At 70.1% G+C, this 15,475-nt stretch carries 11 protein-coding genes; 1 reads left to right on the top strand and 10 read right to left on the bottom strand.

Annotation, left to right across the window (positions count from 1 at the left end; genetic code table 11):
- The 3 genes from ALA01S_RS33610 to ALA01S_RS27545 all read right to left on the bottom strand — a co-directional run.
- On the bottom strand, positions 1–187 hold a 187-nt coding region (locus ALA01S_RS33610; protein WP_176579658.1), incomplete at its 3' end, for a hypothetical protein.
- On the bottom strand, positions 184–912 hold the full coding sequence (gene scpB, locus ALA01S_RS27540; RefSeq protein WP_084268002.1) for an SMC-Scp complex subunit ScpB: 729 nt from the start codon (positions 910–912) through the stop codon (positions 184–186). The genes ALA01S_RS33610 and scpB, both read right to left, overlap by 4 nt.
- A 322-nt stretch (positions 913–1,234) precedes the next feature.
- The gene (locus ALA01S_RS27545; protein ID WP_066342473.1) at positions 1,235–2,194 is read right to left on the bottom strand and encodes an RluA family pseudouridine synthase; all 960 of its coding nucleotides are present in this window, start codon (positions 2,192–2,194) and stop codon (positions 1,235–1,237) included.
- A gap of 62 nt (positions 2,195–2,256) precedes the next feature.
- Between ALA01S_RS27545 and ALA01S_RS27550 the strand changes: the two genes are divergently transcribed.
- Positions 2,257–3,081 (top strand): outer membrane protein assembly factor BamD, encoded by an 825-nt coding sequence (locus ALA01S_RS27550; RefSeq protein ID WP_066342474.1) that lies wholly within the window; start codon positions 2,257–2,259, stop codon positions 3,079–3,081.
- 83 nt (positions 3,082–3,164) lie between these two features.
- Here the strand turns inward: ALA01S_RS27550 and yoaA are convergent, their stop codons facing one another.
- From yoaA to ALA01S_RS27585, 7 genes are all read right to left on the bottom strand, one after another.
- Positions 3,165–5,258, bottom strand: coding sequence for a DNA repair helicase YoaA (gene yoaA, locus ALA01S_RS27555; RefSeq protein ID WP_084268003.1), 2,094 nt, complete (start codon positions 5,256–5,258; stop codon positions 3,165–3,167).
- A 49-nt stretch (positions 5,259–5,307) separates the two neighbouring features.
- Entirely contained in the window at positions 5,308–6,405 is a 1,098-nt protein-coding gene (gene zapE / locus ALA01S_RS27560; protein ID WP_066342480.1) for a cell division protein ZapE, read from the bottom strand.
- Between the two features lie 66 nt (positions 6,406–6,471).
- Entirely contained in the window at positions 6,472–7,899 is a 1,428-nt protein-coding gene (lpdA, locus tag ALA01S_RS27565; RefSeq protein WP_066342475.1) for a dihydrolipoyl dehydrogenase, read from the bottom strand.
- A gap of 120 nt (positions 7,900–8,019) precedes the next feature.
- A complete protein-coding gene (gene odhB / locus ALA01S_RS27570; RefSeq protein ID WP_066342476.1) occupies positions 8,020–9,288 on the bottom strand; it encodes a 2-oxoglutarate dehydrogenase complex dihydrolipoyllysine-residue succinyltransferase in 1,269 nt (422 codons plus the stop codon).
- 125 nt (positions 9,289–9,413) lie between these two features.
- The gene (locus ALA01S_RS27575) at positions 9,414–12,269 is read right to left on the bottom strand and encodes a 2-oxoglutarate dehydrogenase E1 component (protein WP_066342477.1); all 2,856 of its coding nucleotides are present in this window, start codon (positions 12,267–12,269) and stop codon (positions 9,414–9,416) included.
- Positions 12,270–12,582: 313 nt separating this feature from the next.
- Positions 12,583–13,536 (bottom strand): NAD(P)H-dependent flavin oxidoreductase, encoded by a 954-nt coding sequence (locus ALA01S_RS27580; protein WP_066342478.1) that lies wholly within the window; start codon positions 13,534–13,536, stop codon positions 12,583–12,585.
- Between the two features lie 41 nt (positions 13,537–13,577).
- Positions 13,578–15,368, bottom strand: coding sequence for an acyl-CoA dehydrogenase (locus ALA01S_RS27585; RefSeq protein ID WP_066342479.1), 1,791 nt, complete (start codon positions 15,366–15,368; stop codon positions 13,578–13,580).
- Positions 15,369–15,475 lie beyond the last annotated feature (107 nt).

The following is a 15,475-nucleotide window of genomic DNA, read 5'->3' on the forward strand; positions in this document are numbered from 1 at the left end:
CCTGCGCCTGCACGGGCGCCTCGGCGGCCACCGGCGCGGCCTCGGCCACGACGGCCTCGGCGGCGGCAGCGGCCTTGGGCGCGGCGCGCTTGCGGGCCGGGGCGCGCTTGCGCGGCGCGGTGGGCGCGCTTGCGCCGTCCTCGGCAGCGGCGGGGTTCAACGGGTTGTCAGCGTCTTGGGAATTCATGGCTGCGGAGGGGTGGTTTCGGCCGTTGCGATGGCCGGCGGGGGTTCGGTGGTGGCGCCGGCGGCCGGCGCATCAGGCGCAGCAGCGGCAACGGGCCCTTCGACGGGCTCTTCAACGGGCTCTTGGGCAGGCACTTGCGGCGACGCCTGGAGCAGCGGCAACTGCTGCGCCAGCGCGGCCTGCAGGGGGGACTCCAGCGCCTGCGGCAGCGCGCCGGGGGCCTCCAGCGGCGGCAGCCCGTCCAGGCCGCCCAAGCCCAGGTCGTCCAGGAACTGGCGCGTGGTGGCGTACAGGGCAGGCCGCCCCGGCGCCTCGCGGTGGCCTATGACTTCAATCCAGCCGCGCTCTTCGAGCTGGCGGATGACCTGCGTGCCCACGGTGACGCCGCGGATGTCCTCGATGTCGCCGCGCGTCACCGGTTGCCGGTAGGCAATGATGGCCAGCGTCTCCATCACCGCGCGCGAGTAACGCGGCGGTTTCTCGGGCTGCAGCCGCGCGAGGTAGGGCTGCATTTCCGGGCGGCTCTGGAAACGCCAGCCCGAGGCCAGCGTGACCAGCTCGACACCGCGGCCTTGCCAGTCGCGGGCGATCTCGTCGAGCAGCGCGCGCAGCGTATCGGCGCCCAGCTGTTGGTCGAACAGCAGGCGCAACTCGCGCAGCGGCAGCGGCTGCTGCGCGCAGATCAAAGCGGTTTCAAGGACGCGCTTGGCATCCTGGGTGTTCATCAAGGTCTCGGGGTGCCGAAGGCGGCAGCGTCGGACATCACACGACGTTCAAGGGTCGAAGGGCGGGCCGCTCCATCAAGGAGCTGCCGGCGAAGGATTCGGACCTGGGGGCCGGACCCGGCTGCAGCGGTCTGGACCGGCGCTCGGGCGCGGGGCTTCAAGGATCAGGATCAGGCGGCTAGCGGCTGGAGGCACCAGGGAGTCGGGCTCAGGCCGCGCGCGAATCGAAACATTGTAACCCCGCAGCGCATGCCCTTTGCCACTGTCAAGGGCTGGGTGTTGCACTGGGGCGTCGCCCAGGGCAAATCCCGTGGCGTAGTGCTCAATTTTGCAGGGCCTGCAGCGCCGCGGCCAAATCGGCCGGCGGCGGCTGCTCGAAAGCCAGCTCGCCGCCCAGCACCGGGTGCTCCAGGCGCAGCCGCGCCGCATGCAGTGCCTGGCGCTGCATGCCCAGCAGCGGCGCGCCGCCATAGACCGCATCGGCCAGCAGCGGCAGCCCGCGCGAGGCCGCATGCACGCGGATCTGGTGCGTGCGCCCGCTGTGCAGCGTGCAGCGCAACGCGCAGGCGCCCTGCCCTGCGGCCAGCAGCTCGAAGTCGGTGCGCGCGGGCTTGCCGGAGGCCACGATGGCCATGCGCACGCGCGAGCGCGGGTCGCGCCCAATGGGCGCCTCCACGGTGAAGACGCTCTCGCGCGGCACGCCGTGCGCCAGCGCCAGGTACTGGCGGCCGACCTCGCGCGCGGCGATGGCGCGCACCAGCGCCGTCATGGCCGGCAGCGTCTTGGCCACCACCATGAGGCCGGAGGTGTCCTTGTCCAGCCGGTGCACGATGCCCGCGCGCGGCAGCCGCGCCGCGCCCGCGTGGTGCGCCAGCAGCGCGTTGAGCAGCGTGCCGGACCAGTTGCCCGCGGCCGGGTGCACCACCATGCCGGCGGGCTTGGAGAGGACGATCAGGTGCTCGTCCTCGAACACGATGGAAAGCGGCAGCGCCTCGGCCTTGAAGGCGCGGCTTTCCTCGGTGGGCACCAGCTCCATGCGGATGCGCTGGCCCAGCTTCACGCCGCGCGAGGCCGTGCGCGCCACCTGGCCGTCCAGCCACACGTGGCCGCGCTCTATGAGGCCCTGCAGGTGATTGCGCGAGAACTCGCCGGCCATGAGCACCAGCGCCTTGTCCAGGCGCAGGCCCTGCAGCGAGGCGTCCACCTCGCGCTCGCGCCACTCGTGCTGCTCTTCGTCGAGAGCCTCGTCCTCGGTCGCCGGGGCGGGCAAAGGGTCAACCATACAATTCGCGTTTCCTTGGACTGACGGCACACGCGCGCTGCGCGCGGCGGCCGCTGCATCAGATGAGCTTTTCTTCTTGGAGGCGCCGTTGGGCGCATGGGGCACCGGCCTGTGCGGCCATGCTGGCGGGCGCCCTGCTGGTGGCAGGCTGCGGCACCACGAAGGAGGATCCGCTGTCGACGACAGCGGTCGAAAAATTGTACGCAGACGCCAAGGACGACATGTCCACCGGCAGCTACGAGCGCGCCATCAAGACGCTGGAGCGCGTCGAAGGCCGCGCCGCCGGCACGCTGCTGTCGCAGCAGGCCACGCTGGACCTGGCCTACGCGCGCTACAAGACCGGCGAGCGCGCCGAGTCGCTGGCCACGCTGGACCGCTTCATCAAGCTCAACCCCTCCAGCCCCGCGCTGGACTACGCGCTGTACCTGCGCGGCGTCGTGAACTTCAACGACAACCTGGGCATCTTGGGCCGCTTCACCAACCAGGAGCTCTCCGAGCGCGACCAGCAGGCCTCGCGCGACGCCTACCAGTCCTTCAAGCAGCTGGTGGACCAGTTCCCGCAGTCCAAGTACTCGGTCGAAGCCCGCACGCGCATGGACTACATCGTCAATGCGCTGGCCGCCTACGAGATCCACGTCGCGCGCTACTACTACCGGCGCGGCGCCTTCGTCGCGGCCGCCAACCGCGCGCAGCAGGCCATCAAGGACTACCCGCAGACGCCGGCCATCGAGGAAGCCCTCTTCATCATGGCCCAGAGCTACGACCGCCTGGAGCTGCCCCAGCTGCGCGACGACGCCCAGCGCGTGCTCAAGCAGAACTATCCCGACAGCCGCTTCGTCACCGGCGCGCCCGCCGCGTCCAAGAAGCCCTGGTGGCAGGTGTGGTGAGCTGAAGGGAAGGCTTCGCGCCCTCACGAGAACCGGCCCGCGGGCCGGTTTTTTCTTGTCCGGCGCAGCCGCCAGGCCCGCGCTCAAGCCGCGCCGCGCTCCTGAGGCGCCTCGTCCGGCACGGACTCCGGCGCTGCCGCCTCGCCGCCGTGGCCCGCGCGTTCAGCCGCCAGCTCGCGCAGCCAGGCCAGCGCCTCGCCCTCCTCCTTGAGCCGCGCCATGGGCGGCAGCGCGCGGCGCAGCCGGGCGCCATAGCCCTTGAGCGCCAGGCGCGGGTCGCACACCACCAGCAGCCCGCGGTCGCGCTCGCTGCGTATCAGCCGCCCCGCGCCCTGCTTGAGCGACACGGCGGCCTCGGCCAGGAAGTACTCGTTGAAGGCGCTCTTGCCCCGCGCCTCGATCTGCGCCACGCGCGCTTCCACCAGCGGGTCGCCCGGCGGCGGAAAAGGCAGCTTGTCGATCAGCACGCACTGCAGCGCGTCGCCGGGCACGTCTATGCCCTCCCAGAAGCTGGCCGAGCCCACCAGCACGGAAGCAGGCTGGTCCAGGAACCGCTTCACGAGCTGCCGCTTGGGCAGCTCCCCTTGCACCAGCACCTCCATCGCCACGCCGGCCTCGGCCAGCGCCTCGCGCAGCGCGTTGGCCACGCCCTGCAGCGCGCGCAGCGTGGTGGTCAGCACGAAGGTGCGCCCGCCCAGGGCGCTGGCCAGGCGCGCGGCCAGCCGGCCCACGGCCGGCGCATGCGGCTCGCTGCCCGCGGCGGCAAAGCGCTCGGGAATCCACAGCCGCGCGTGGGCGGCGTAGTCGAAGGGGCTGTCCAGGCGCAGCACGCGCGCGTCCTCCAGCGCCGTGCTGCCGGTGAACCAGGAGAGCTTCGCGTCCGCCCCCAGCGTGGCCGACGTGAAGACCCAGGCCTTGCGGCCCAGCCCGCGCTGCTGCGTGAGCGCGCTGCGGATGTCCAGCGGCGACTCGACCAGCCGGGCTTGGGACGTCCCCAGGTCTATCCAGCGCACCTGGTCCGGCTCGCCGGGCACGGCGAAGCGCGCCGCGCGCTCGGCCAGCAACAACGCGCGCTGCGACAGCCGCATCAGGTCCGGGCCGCTGGCGGCCAGCGGCTCCAGCGCCTCCGCCGCCGCCTTGCAGGCCTTTTCCACGCTTTCCAATGCGCCCTGGAAGGCGGCGTCGCCGGCGCGGTCCGTCCAGGCCAGGCGCAGCGACATGCGGCCGCCCCCTTGCGAGCCGGCCGCGCGCAGCCGCAGCTCGCGCGCGGCGTTCTCGACGCGGTTGGCCAGCGCGTCCCAGTCGGCCAGGCCGCGCGCGGGCTGCGCGCCTTCCAGCCGCAGGTCGCGGGCGAAGTCGATGAGCTGCGCGCTGCCCAGCGTGGTGCCCAGGAACTGCACGCCGGCCTCCACGAGCTGGTGCGCCTCGTCGAACACCGCCACGTCCACCGTGGGCAGCAGCTCGGCCACGCCGCTGTCGCGCAGCGCCAGGTCGGCAAAGAACAGGTGGTGGTTGACCACCACCACGTCGGCGCCCACGGCCTCGCGCCGCGCCTTCATCACGTGGCAGCGCGTGAACTGCGGGCACTCGCCACCCAGGCAGTTGTCGCGCGTGGAGCTGACCAGCGGCAGCAGCGGCGAGCGTTCATCGAGCAGATCCAGCTCGGCCAGGTCGCCGCTGACGGTGGCCTGCGCCCACAGCTCGATGCGGGCCAGGGCGCGCTGGGTGCGGGCGTCGGCTTCGGCCTCGCGGGCGAGAGTCAGCCGGTGGCGGCAGAGGTAGCTGGCCCGCCCCTTGAGCAGCGCCAGGCTCACCGGCTGGCCAAGCGCGGCGCGCAGGCGCGGCAGGTCGCGCAGGAAGAGCTGATCCTGCAGGCTCTTGGTCGCGGTGCTGACCAGCGCCCGCGCGCCGGAGAGCAGCAGCGGGACGAGGTACGCAAAGGTCTTGCCGATGCCCGTGCCGGCCTCGGCCACCAGCGCCTCGCGCTGCTCCATGGCCTGCGCGACGGCCAGCGCCATCTGCTGCTGGGCCGGGCGCTGGACGTAGGCGGGGTCGGCTTTCGCCAGCGCGCCTTCGGCGCTGAAGGCTTTTTCCACCGCCTGCGACAGCGCGCCGCCGGCGGCGTCGTGGGCAGCCGCGTCGGCGGGAGGGATGTCGGGGGGTGTGGCGGTCGGCATGAGGGCGCGCAGTGTAGGTGCGGGCGGCGGGGCCGCGCACGGCCTCGGCTCACGTCAGCGACGTATCCACCTCCCGGTGCTCCAGCTCCAGGAACTCCCTGGACTGCATCTCGTTGAGGCGCGACACCGTGCGCGGGAACTCGTGCGACAGCGGCCCTTCGGTGTAGAGCGCTTCCGGCGGCACGGCGGCCGAGAGGATGAACTTGCAGCGCCGGTCGTAGAGCACGTCCACCAGCCACGTGAAGCGCCGGGCCTCGCTGGCCTTGCGCACCGGCATGTGCGGCACGTCCGACAGCATCACGGTGTGGAAGCGGCTGGCGATTTCCAGGTAGTCGTTCTGCGAGCGCGGGCCGCCGCACAGCGTCTGGAAGTCGAACCACACCACGCCGCCGGCACGCCGGCGCGCCTGCAGCACGCGCTGCTCGATGTTGAGCACCGGGTCCTCTTCCTTGGCCTCGGCCAGATCCTCGAAGGCGGCGGCCATCTCGGCGTCGGCCTGCGGGCCCAGCGGGCAGTGGTAGAGCTTGACGTGCTCCAGCGTGCGCCGCCGGTAGTCCGTGCCCGCGTCCACGTTGAGCACCTCCATGTGGGCCTTGAGCAGCTCGATGGCGGGCAGGATGCGGTCGCGGTGCAGCCCGTTGGGGTACAGCCCGTCGGGGTGGAAGTTGGACGTGGTGACGATGGAGACGCGGTTGGCGAACAGTGCCTCCAGCAGCCGGTGCAGGATCATCGCGTCCGTCACGTCGGCCACGTGGAACTCGTCAAAGCAGATGAGCCGGTAGCGCCGCGCGATGCGCTTGCCCAGCTCGTCCAGCGGGTTGACGGTGCCCTTGAGCTCCTGGAGCTGCCGGTGCACCTCGCGCATGAACTCGTGGAAGTGCAGCCGCGTCTTGCGCTTGAGGGGCACGGACTGGAAGAAGCAGTCCATGAGGAAGCTCTTGCCCCGGCCCACGCCGCCGTACATGTAGACGCCGCGCGGGATGGGGGGGCGGCGGATCAGCTTGGCGATGGCGTTGCTGCGCCGCGCCTTGTAGGCGATCCACTCGTTCTCGCAGCGCTCCAGCGCCGCGATGGCGCGCAACTGCGCCTCGTCGGTCTTGAAGCCGCGCTCGGCCAGCGTCTGTTCGTAGAGGGCTCGGACAGCCACGGTGATGCCTCGATTCACTTCGGAAACTGAAAGGGGCCCCGCAGGGCCCCTTGTTCAGCGCAGGGCTCAGAAGTTGAGCGTGCGCTTGTCCACCGCCAGCGCGGCTTCCTTGGTCGCCTCGGACAGCGACGGGTGCGCGTGGCAGATGCGGGCGATGTCCTCGGCGCTGGCCTTGAACTCCATGGCCACCACGGCCTCGGAGATCAGCTCGGAGGCCATGGGGCCCACGATGTGCACGCCCAGGATCTCGTCCGACGTCGCGTCGGCCAGGAACTTCACCATGCCGGTGGTGTCGCCCAAAGCGCGGGCGCGGCCATTGGCCAGGAAGGGGAAGGTGCCGGCCTTGTAGGCGCGGCCCGCGGCCTTGAGCGCCTGCTCGGTCTGGCCCACCCAGGCGATTTCCGGGCTGGTGTAGATGACCCAGGGGATGGTGTCGAAGTTGACGTGGCCGTGCTGGCCGGCGATGCGCTCGGCCACCGCCACGCCCTCTTCCTCAGCCTTGTGCGCCAGCATGGGGCCGCGCACCACGTCGCCCACCGCCCACACGCCGGGCAGGTTGGTCTTGCACTCGGCGTCCACCACGATGGCGCCGCGCTCGTCGAGCTGCAGGCCCACGGCTTCCGGGTTCAGGCCGATGGTGTTGGGCACGCGGCCGATGGACACGATCAGCTTGTCCACCACCAGCGACTTGGCGGCGCCCTTGGCGTCGGCGTAGGCGATGGCCACGCCCTCGCCTTCGGCCTTGACCTCGCTGATGTTCACGCCCATCTCGATCTTGAGGCCCTGCTTGGTGAAGGCCTTGTGCGCTTCCTTGGCGATCTGCTCGTCGGCGGCGCCCAGGAACGTGGGCAGGCCTTCGAGGATCGTCACATCCGCACCCAGGCGGCGCCACACCGAGCCCATCTCCAGGCCGATCACGCCGGCGCCGATGATGCCCAGCTTCTGGGGCACGGCACCGATGCGCAGCGCGCCGTCGTTGGAGAGGATCTTCTCCTCGTCGAACGGGGCGCCGGGCAGCGCGCGGGCGTTGGAGCCGGTGGCCAGGATCACGTGCTTGGCCGTGAGGGTCTCGGCCGTCTTGCCGGCGACGCTGATCTCGTAACCACCCTCGACGGCCTTGCCGAAGGAGCCGCGGCCGTGGAAGAAGGTGACCTTGTTCTTCTTGAACAGGTACAGGATGCCGTCGTTGTTCTGCTTCACGACGGTGTCCTTGCGGCCCACCATCTTGGCGACGTCCATCTTCAGGTTGTCCAGGCTGATGCCGTGGTCGCCGAAGTGCTTGGCCGCGTGCTCGAAGTGCTCGCTGGACTGCAGCAGGGCCTTGGAGGGAATGCAGCCGACGTTGGTGCAGGTGCCGCCCGGCGCGGGGCCGCCGGCGGCGTTCTTCCACTCGTCGATGCAGGCGGTGTTGAAGCCCAGTTGGGCCGCGCGAATGGCGGCGATGTAGCCGCCGGGGCCGCCGCCGATGACGACGACGTCGAAGTTCTTGCTCATGAGGTGTGCTGTGGTGCGCTGAAGGAACCCGCCGCGCAAGAAAAGGCTGCGCGGCGGGCCGGCGCGCCGCCGTCAAAGGGGACGGCGCGCCCGGGGGACGTCAGAGGGGACGCAGCTCGATCAGATGTCGAACAGCAGGCGCGCCGGGTCTTCCAGCGCTTCCTTCATCGTCACCAGGCCCAGCACCGCCTCGCGGCCGTCGATGATGCGGTGGTCGTAGCTCATGGCGAGGTAGTTGATGGGGCGCACCACCACCTGGCCGTTTTCCACCACGGCGCGGTCCTTGGTGGCGTGCACGCCCAGGATGGCCGACTGCGGCGGGTTGATGATGGGCGTGGACAGCATGGAGCCGAAGGTGCCGCCGTTGGAGATGGAGAAGGTGCCGCCGGTGAGCTCTTCCAGCGACAGCTTGCCGTCCTTGGCCTTCTTGCCGAACTCGGCGATGGTCTTCTCGATGTCGGCAAAGCTGAGCTGGTCGGCGTTGCGGATCACGGGCACCACCAGGCCGCGCGGCGAGCCCACCGCGATGCCGATGTCGAAGTAGCCGTGGTAGACGATGTCGTTGCCGTCCACCGAGGCGTTGAGCACGGGGTACTTCTTGAGCGCGGCCACGGCGGCCTTCACGAAGAAGCTCATGAAGCCCAGCTTGACGCCGTGTTCCTTCTCGAACTTGTCCTGGAACTTCTTGCGCATCTCCATGACCGGGGCCATGTTGACCTCGTTGAACGTGGTCAGGATGGCGTTGGTGGCCTGGGACTGCAGCAGGCGCTCGGCGACGCGGGCGCGCAGGCGGCTCATGGGCACGCGCTGCTCGGGGCGGTCGCCCAGGTTGGCGGCCACGGGGGCGGCCACGGGCGGCAGCGGCTTGGCCACGGCGGCGGCGACGGGCGCGGCCACCGGGGCGGGCACGGCGGCCTTGGCGCCGGCCAGCAGGTTCTGCAGCACGTCGCCCTTGGTGACGCGGCCGTCCTTGCCGGTGCCGGCCACGGAGCCGGCGGCCAGGCCGTTGTCGGCCATCAGCTTGGCGGCAGCGGGCATGGCCACGTCGGACTTGGAGCCGCCGGCGGCGGCGGGCGCGGCAGCCGGGGCGGCGGCAGCAGCGGCGGGCGCGGCGGCGGCGGCCGGGGCGGCCACGGCGCCGGCGGCGGCTTCGGTGTCGATGCGGGCGATGACCTGGTCGCTCACCACGGTGCCGCCGTCGGCCACGACGATCTCGCCCAGCACGCCGGCGGAGGGCGCGGGCACTTCCAGGACGACCTTGTCGGTCTCGATCTCGATCAGGATCTCGTCCTGCGCCACGGCCTCACCGGCCTTCTTCTTCCATTGCAGCAGCGTGGCTTCGGCCACCGACTCGGACAGCTGCGGAACCTTGACTTCAACGATCGCCATTTGAATTTCTCTCGGAATTTGGTCTTGCCGGGGGTGCGCCCGGCCCACACGCGGCCGGGTTGCGGCCGGCCGCGCGTGCAATCGGGGTGCGGCGCGCCGCTTGGGCGCGCCGCGACTTCAGGGGGTCACTTGCTGAGCACGTAGCCCTTGAGCTTGGCGAAGGCCTGCTCCAGCAGCGACTTCTGCTGCTCCTGGTGCAGGTGCGCGTAGCCCACGGCCGGGGAGGCCGAGGAGGGACGGCCGGCGTAGCCCAGGCGCTGCCCTTCGCTCATGTTCTCGTGGATGTAGTGCTGGACGAAGAACCAGGAGCCCTGGTTCTGCGGCTCGTCCTGGCACCACACCACCTCGGCGAGGTTGGGGTACTTCTTGAGCTCGGCGGCGAAGGCCTTGTGCGGGAACGGGTAGAGCTGCTCGACGCGGATGATGGCCACGTCGGCGGCGCCCTTCTCCTCGCGCTTCTTGACCAGGTCGTAATAGACCTTGCCCGAGCACGCGATCACGCGCTTGACCTTGGCGGCGTCGATGTCGGCCTTGAGCTCGCCGATGACGGTGCGGAACTCGCCATTGGTGAACTCGTTGAGCGGCGAGGTCGCGTCCTTGTTACGCAGCAGCGACTTCGGGGTCATGATGACCAGCGGCTTGCGGAACTGGCGCACCATCTGGCGGCGCAGCAGGTGGAAGATCTGGCTGGCCGTGGTCGGCTGCACCACCTGCATGTTGTTGTCCGCCGACAACTGCATGAAGCGCTCCAGGCGGGCCGAGCTGTGCTCGGGGCCCTGGCCCTCGTAGCCGTGCGGCAGCATCATCACCAGGCCGTTGGCGCGGCCCCACTTCACTTCGCCGGAGGCGATGAACTGGTCGATGACGACCTGCGCGCCGTTGGCGAAGTCGCCGAACTGGGCTTCCCAGATCACCAGCGTGTTGGGCTCGGAGCCGGCGTAGCCGTACTCGAAGCCCAGCACGGCCTCTTCGGAGAGGATGGAGTCGATGACGACGAACGGGGCCTGGTTGTCGGCCACGTTCTGCAGCGGCACGTAGGTGCCCTCGTCCCACTTCTCGCGCTTCTGGTCGTGGATGACGGCGTGGCGGTGCGTGAAGGTGCCACGGCCGCAGTCTTCGCCGGACAGGCGCACGGCGTAGCCGGAAGCCACCAGCGAGGCGAAGGCCATGTGCTCGCCCATGCCCCAGTCCACGTTGGTGTCGCCGCGGCCCATGGAGGCGCGGTCGTCATACACCTTCTTGACCAGCGGGTGCAGGCTCAGGCTCTCGGGGAAGGTCGTGAGCCGCTCGGCCAGGCGCTTCCACTCGGTCAGCGGGATGGCGGTGTCGGCGGCGTCCGTCCACTTCTTGCCGATGAAGGGCGTCCAGTCGACCGCGTACTTGCTCTTGAAGTTGGTGAGCACCGGGTCCACGGTGTGGCGGCCGGCGTCCATGGCGGCGCGGTAGGCCTTGACCATGTCGTCGCCCAGCGTCTCGCCCAGGCCTTGGGCGGACAGCTTGTCGGCGTAGAGCTTGCGGGTGCCGGGGTGCTGGGCGATCTTGCGGTACATCAGCGGCTGCGTGAGCGCCGGCGTGTCCTGCTCGTTGTGGCCCAGTTTGCGGAAGCAGATGATGTCCACCACGACGTCCTTGCGGAACGTCAGGCGGAACTCCAGCGCCAGCTGGGCGGCCAGCACCACGGCTTCGGGATCGTCGCCGTTCACGTGCAGCACCGGGGCCTCGACCATCTTGACGACGTCGGTGCAGTACAGCGTGGAGCGCAGGTCGCGCGGGTCGGAGGTGGTGAAGCCGATCTGGTTGTTGATGATCAGGTGCACCGTGCCGCCGGTGGAGTAGCCGCGCGTCTCGGACAGCGCCAGCGTCTCCTGGTTCACGCCCTGGCCGCCGAAGGCGGAGTCGCCGTGCACCAGCACGGGCAGCACCTGGGCGCCCAGCTTGTCGCCGCGGCGGTCCATGCGCGCGCGCACCGAGCCCTCGACCACCGGGTTCACGATTTCCAGGTGCGAGGGGTTGAAGGCCAGGCTCAGGTGCACGGGGCCGCCGGGGGTGGCCACGTCGCTGGAGAAGCCCTGGTGGTACTTCACGTCACCGGCGGGCAGGTCTTCCGGCGCGGTGTGGTCGAACTCGGCGAACAGGTCCTTGGGCATCTTGCCCAGGGTGTTGACCAGCACGTTGAGGCGGCCGCGGTGGGCCATGCCGATCACGATTTCCTGCACGCCCTTCAGACCGGCCTGCTGGATCAGCTCGTCCATGGCGGCGATGAAGCTCTCGCCGCCTTCCAGCGAGAAGCGCTTCTGGCCGACGTACTTGGTGTGCAGGTAGCGCTCCAGGCCCTCGGCCGCGGTCAGGCGGTCCAGGATGTGCTTCTTCTGCTCCACCGTCAGCGTCGGCTTGCTGCGGATGCTTTCGAGCTTCTGCTGCCACCAGCGCTTTTGCGCCTGGTCGGTGATGTGCATGAACTCGGCACCGACGGTGCTGCAATACGTCTCGCGCAGCGCCTGCACGATCTGCCGCAGCGTCATCTGCTCGGCGGTCGTGAAGTAGGTGTTCGTGGCGCTGAACGTGATGTCCATGTCGGACTCGCTCAGGTCGTAGAACGCCGGCTCCAGCTCGGGGATCCTGGGACGTTCCTGGCGCTTGAGCGGATCCAGGTCGGCCCAGCGCGAGCCCAGCGAGCGGTAGGCCGCGATCAGGCTCTGCACGTGGACCTGCTTGCGCGCGACGGCGAGGTCGGCGCTGCTGGTCTTGACGGCGAAGGCGTTGGACTTGGCGCGCTGAGCGAAGGATTCGATGACGGGCGCATGGGCCACGTCGGGACGCTCGCTGCCGTCCACGGCCGGGACGTTCTGCAGGGCGTCGAAATACTCACGCCAGTTCTCGGGCACGGAACCGGGGTTGTCGAGGTAAGCCTCGTAAAGCTCCTCGACGTAGGGCGCATTGCCCCCGAACAGGTACGAGTTCGACCTGTACTGCTGCATCATTTTTCGCTCACCTTTTGCCTCGTCCGCGAGGCTGTTGGCTGGTTAAAAACCTTCCGCGACACGGCTTGACCGGTTGGCGGATTGCGACCCGCCTTTACTTGGATTTCTCCTGAAAACCAGCAAAGGGGACGGGAAGGAACGACTTCGAACGTCAGACTGTACCATCCTGCACCCCAGGGGTGACACCAATCTGACGGCCGGGGAATTACGTATCGAAGCCCCATTGGAAACCTGTAGGCGCAACCACGCGGGCGGTGCAGGCATTGCAATAGCAGGCATTGGATGCCTGCTCAGTCACCGAATCAGCCGCCCCTCAAGCCCCCAGCACCCGTCGCCGTGCCGCCTCGTATTCCGCCTTGAGCTGCGCCACGCGCACCGCCGCCGGCACGACCTCGCGCACCACGCCAATGCCTTGCCCCGCGCCCCAGATGTCCTTCCACGCCTTGGCCAGGCCGGCGCCGAAGTTCATGGCGCTGGGGTCGCTTTGCGGCAGCGCGTCCGGGTCCAGGCCCGCGGCGGCAATGGAGCCGCGCAGGTAGTTGCCGTGCACGCCGGTGAACAGGTTCGTGTAGACGATGTCCGCCGCGCGCCCCTCCACGATGGCCTGCTTGTAGGCCGGCGCGGCGCGCGCCTCCTCGGTGGCGATGAAGGCCGAGCCCATGTAGGAGAGATCCGCCCCGCAGGCCTGCGCCGCCAGCACCGCGCCGCCGTGGGCAATGGCCCCGGACAGCGCCAGCGGCCCGTCGAACCACTGCCGTATCTCCTGCACCAGCGCGAACGGGTGGATGGTGCCGGCATGCCCGCCCGCGCCCGCGGCCACGGCGATCAGCCCGTCGGCGCCCTTCTCCACCGCCTTGCGCGCGAAGCGGTCATCGATGACGTCGTGCATCACGAGGCCGCCCCACGCGTGCACGGCCTGGTTGATCTCCTCCCGCGCGCCCAGCGAGCTGATGACCAGGGGCACGCGGTACTTGGCGCACAGCGCCATGTCGTGCTCCAGCCGGTCGTTGCTGCGGTGAACGATCTGGTTGATGGCAAACGGCGCGGCGGGCGACTCGGGGTGCGCGCGGTCGTGCGCGGCCAGCGCCTGGGTGATCTCGTCCAGCCACTCGTCGAGCTGCGAGGCGGGCCGCGCATTGAGCGCCGGCATGGCGCCCACGATGCCCGCGCAGCACTGCGCGATCACGAGCTTGGGGTTGCTGATGATGAATAAAGGCGCGCCTATGACGGGCAGCGACAGGCGCGACAACAGGGGCGGCAGGGCCATCCGGTTCTCCCTTGTGTGTTGTGGCAACGGACGTGGGCCGCTCAATACGCCGCCAGCGGCATGGCCGCCAGCGCATCCGCGCCCTGGACGATGGCGTCGCGCCGCCCGGGCAGCGCGCCCAGCACGTGGTCGGCGAAGAAGCGCGCCGTGGCCACCTTGGCGCGCATGAACTCCACGTCCACGCCGTCCTTGAGGCGGTGCTCGGCCACCAGCAGCGCGCGCGCCATCTGCCAGCCCGCCACCAGCGCGCCGGCCAGCATCAGGTAGGGCACGGAGCCGGCGTAAACCGCGTTGGGGTTGGCCTTGCCCTGCGCCAGCACGAAATCCACCACGTCGTTGAAGGCCAGACGCGCGGCCGTGAGGCGGCGGTGCACGGCGCGGGCGTGGGCGCTGCCGCTGCCCGCGAGCTCGGCCTCCGTCGCCTCGATTTGCTGCGCGATCCAGCGCGCCGTCTGCCCGCCGTCGCGTTGCGTCTTGCGGCCCACCAGGTCGTTGGCCTGAATGGCGGTGGTGCCCTCGTAGATGGAGAGGATCTTGGCGTCGCGCAGGTACTGGGCCGCGCCCGTCTCCTCGATGAAGCCCATGCCGCCGTGCACCTGGATGCCCAGCGAGGCCACGTCCAGGCTCACCTCGGTGCAGTAGCCCTTCACCAGCGGGACGAGGTATTCGTAGAAGCGCCGGTGCGACTCGCGCTGGCCCGGGTCCACGTGGGCATGGGCGGCGTCGTGCGCGGCGGCGGCCATCAAGGCCAGGGCGCGCGAGCCCTCGGTCTGCGCGCGCATGGTCATGAGCATGCGCTGCACGTCGGGGTGGTGAATGATGGCCACGGCCTGCGCGGCGGAGCCGTCCACCGGGCGCGACTGCACGCGCTCGCGCGCGTAGGCCACGGCCTGCTGATAGGCCCGCTCGGACAGCGCCACGCCCTGCACGCCCACCGCGTAGCGGGCGGCGTTCATCATGATGAACATGTACTCCAGGCCGCGGTTCTCCTCGCCCACGAGGTAGCCCACCGCCCCGTCCTTCTCGCCGTACTGCAGCACGGCGGTCGGGCTGGCCTTGATGCCCAGCTTGTGCTCGATGCTCACGCAATGCACGTCGTTGCGCACGGTGGCGGCACCCGCGGCGTCCGGCAGGAGCTTCGGGACGATGAAGAGGCTGATGCCCTTGACCCCCTCCGGCGCCCCCGCCACCCGCGCCAGCACCATGTGGACGATGTTGTCGGCCAGGTCGTGCTCGCCCCAGGTGATGTAGATCTTGGTGCCGAAGAGGCGGTAGCTGCCGTCGCCCTGCGGCTCGGCGCGGGTGCGCACGAGTGACAGATCCGAGCCCGCCTGCGGCTCGGTGAGGTTCATGGTGCCGGTCCAGCGGCCGTCGATCATGGGCGGGATGTAGGCCGCCTGCTGCTCGGCCGTGCCGGCCGTGAGCAGCGCCTCGATGGCGCCGTCGGTCAGCAGCGGGCACAGCGCGAAGCTCAGGTTGGCGCTGTTGACCATCTCGCTGCAGGCCGCGCCTATGAGCTTGGGCAGCCCCTGGCCGCCGAAGTCGGCCGGGTGCTGCAGCCCCTGCCAGCCGCCGGCCGCGTACTGCCTGAAGGCGTCCTTGAAGCCGGGCGTGCTGTGCACTTCACCCTGGTCCCAGCGGGCGGGGTTGCGGTCGCCCACGGCGTTCAGGGGTGCCAGCACCTCCTCGCAGAGCCTGGCGCACTCCTGCAGCACGGCTTGGGCGGTCTCGGGGCCGGCGTCCTCGAAGCCGGGCCAGCGGGCGATCTGGTCCAGCCGCGCCAGCTCGTTCATCACGAAGAGCTGGTCCTTGATCGGTGCCTGGTAGGCCATGGTGCTTGTCTCCTCTTGTTATGTCGTGATGGGGAAGAAAAAAGGGCGCCAGCGGCGCCCTTGGTCGGTGTCGACTTACAGCGCCTGTACCAGCGCCGGTACGGCCT

This window comes from Azohydromonas lata NBRC 102462, assembly GCF_001571085.1.
GTDB lineage: Bacteria > Pseudomonadota > Gammaproteobacteria > Burkholderiales > Burkholderiaceae_C > Azohydromonas > Azohydromonas lata.

Excerpts from the sequence above, each read along its gene's own strand:
- yoaA (WP_084268003.1), bottom strand. The coding sequence starts at position 5,258 with ATGCCGACCGCCACACCCCCCGACATCCCTCCCGCCGACGCGGCTGCC.
- lpdA (WP_066342475.1), bottom strand. The coding sequence starts at position 7,899 with ATGAGCAAGAACTTCGACGTCGTCGTCATCGGCGGCGGCCCCGGCGGC.
- scpB (WP_084268002.1), bottom strand. The coding sequence starts at position 912 with ATGAACACCCAGGATGCCAAGCGCGTCCTTGAAACCGCTTTGATCTGC.
- ALA01S_RS27545 (WP_066342473.1), bottom strand. The coding sequence starts at position 2,194 with ATGGTTGACCCTTTGCCCGCCCCGGCGACCGAGGACGAGGCTCTCGAC.
- ALA01S_RS27580 (WP_066342478.1), bottom strand. The coding sequence starts at position 13,536 with ATGGCCCTGCCGCCCCTGTTGTCGCGCCTGTCGCTGCCCGTCATAGGC.
- ALA01S_RS27550 (WP_066342474.1), top strand. The coding sequence starts at position 2,257 with ATGAGCTTTTCTTCTTGGAGGCGCCGTTGGGCGCATGGGGCACCGGCC.
- odhB (WP_066342476.1), bottom strand. The coding sequence starts at position 9,288 with ATGGCGATCGTTGAAGTCAAGGTTCCGCAGCTGTCCGAGTCGGTGGCC.
- ALA01S_RS27575 (WP_066342477.1), bottom strand. The coding sequence starts at position 12,269 with ATGATGCAGCAGTACAGGTCGAACTCGTACCTGTTCGGGGGCAATGCG.
- ALA01S_RS27585 (WP_066342479.1), bottom strand. The coding sequence starts at position 15,368 with ATGGCCTACCAGGCACCGATCAAGGACCAGCTCTTCGTGATGAACGAG.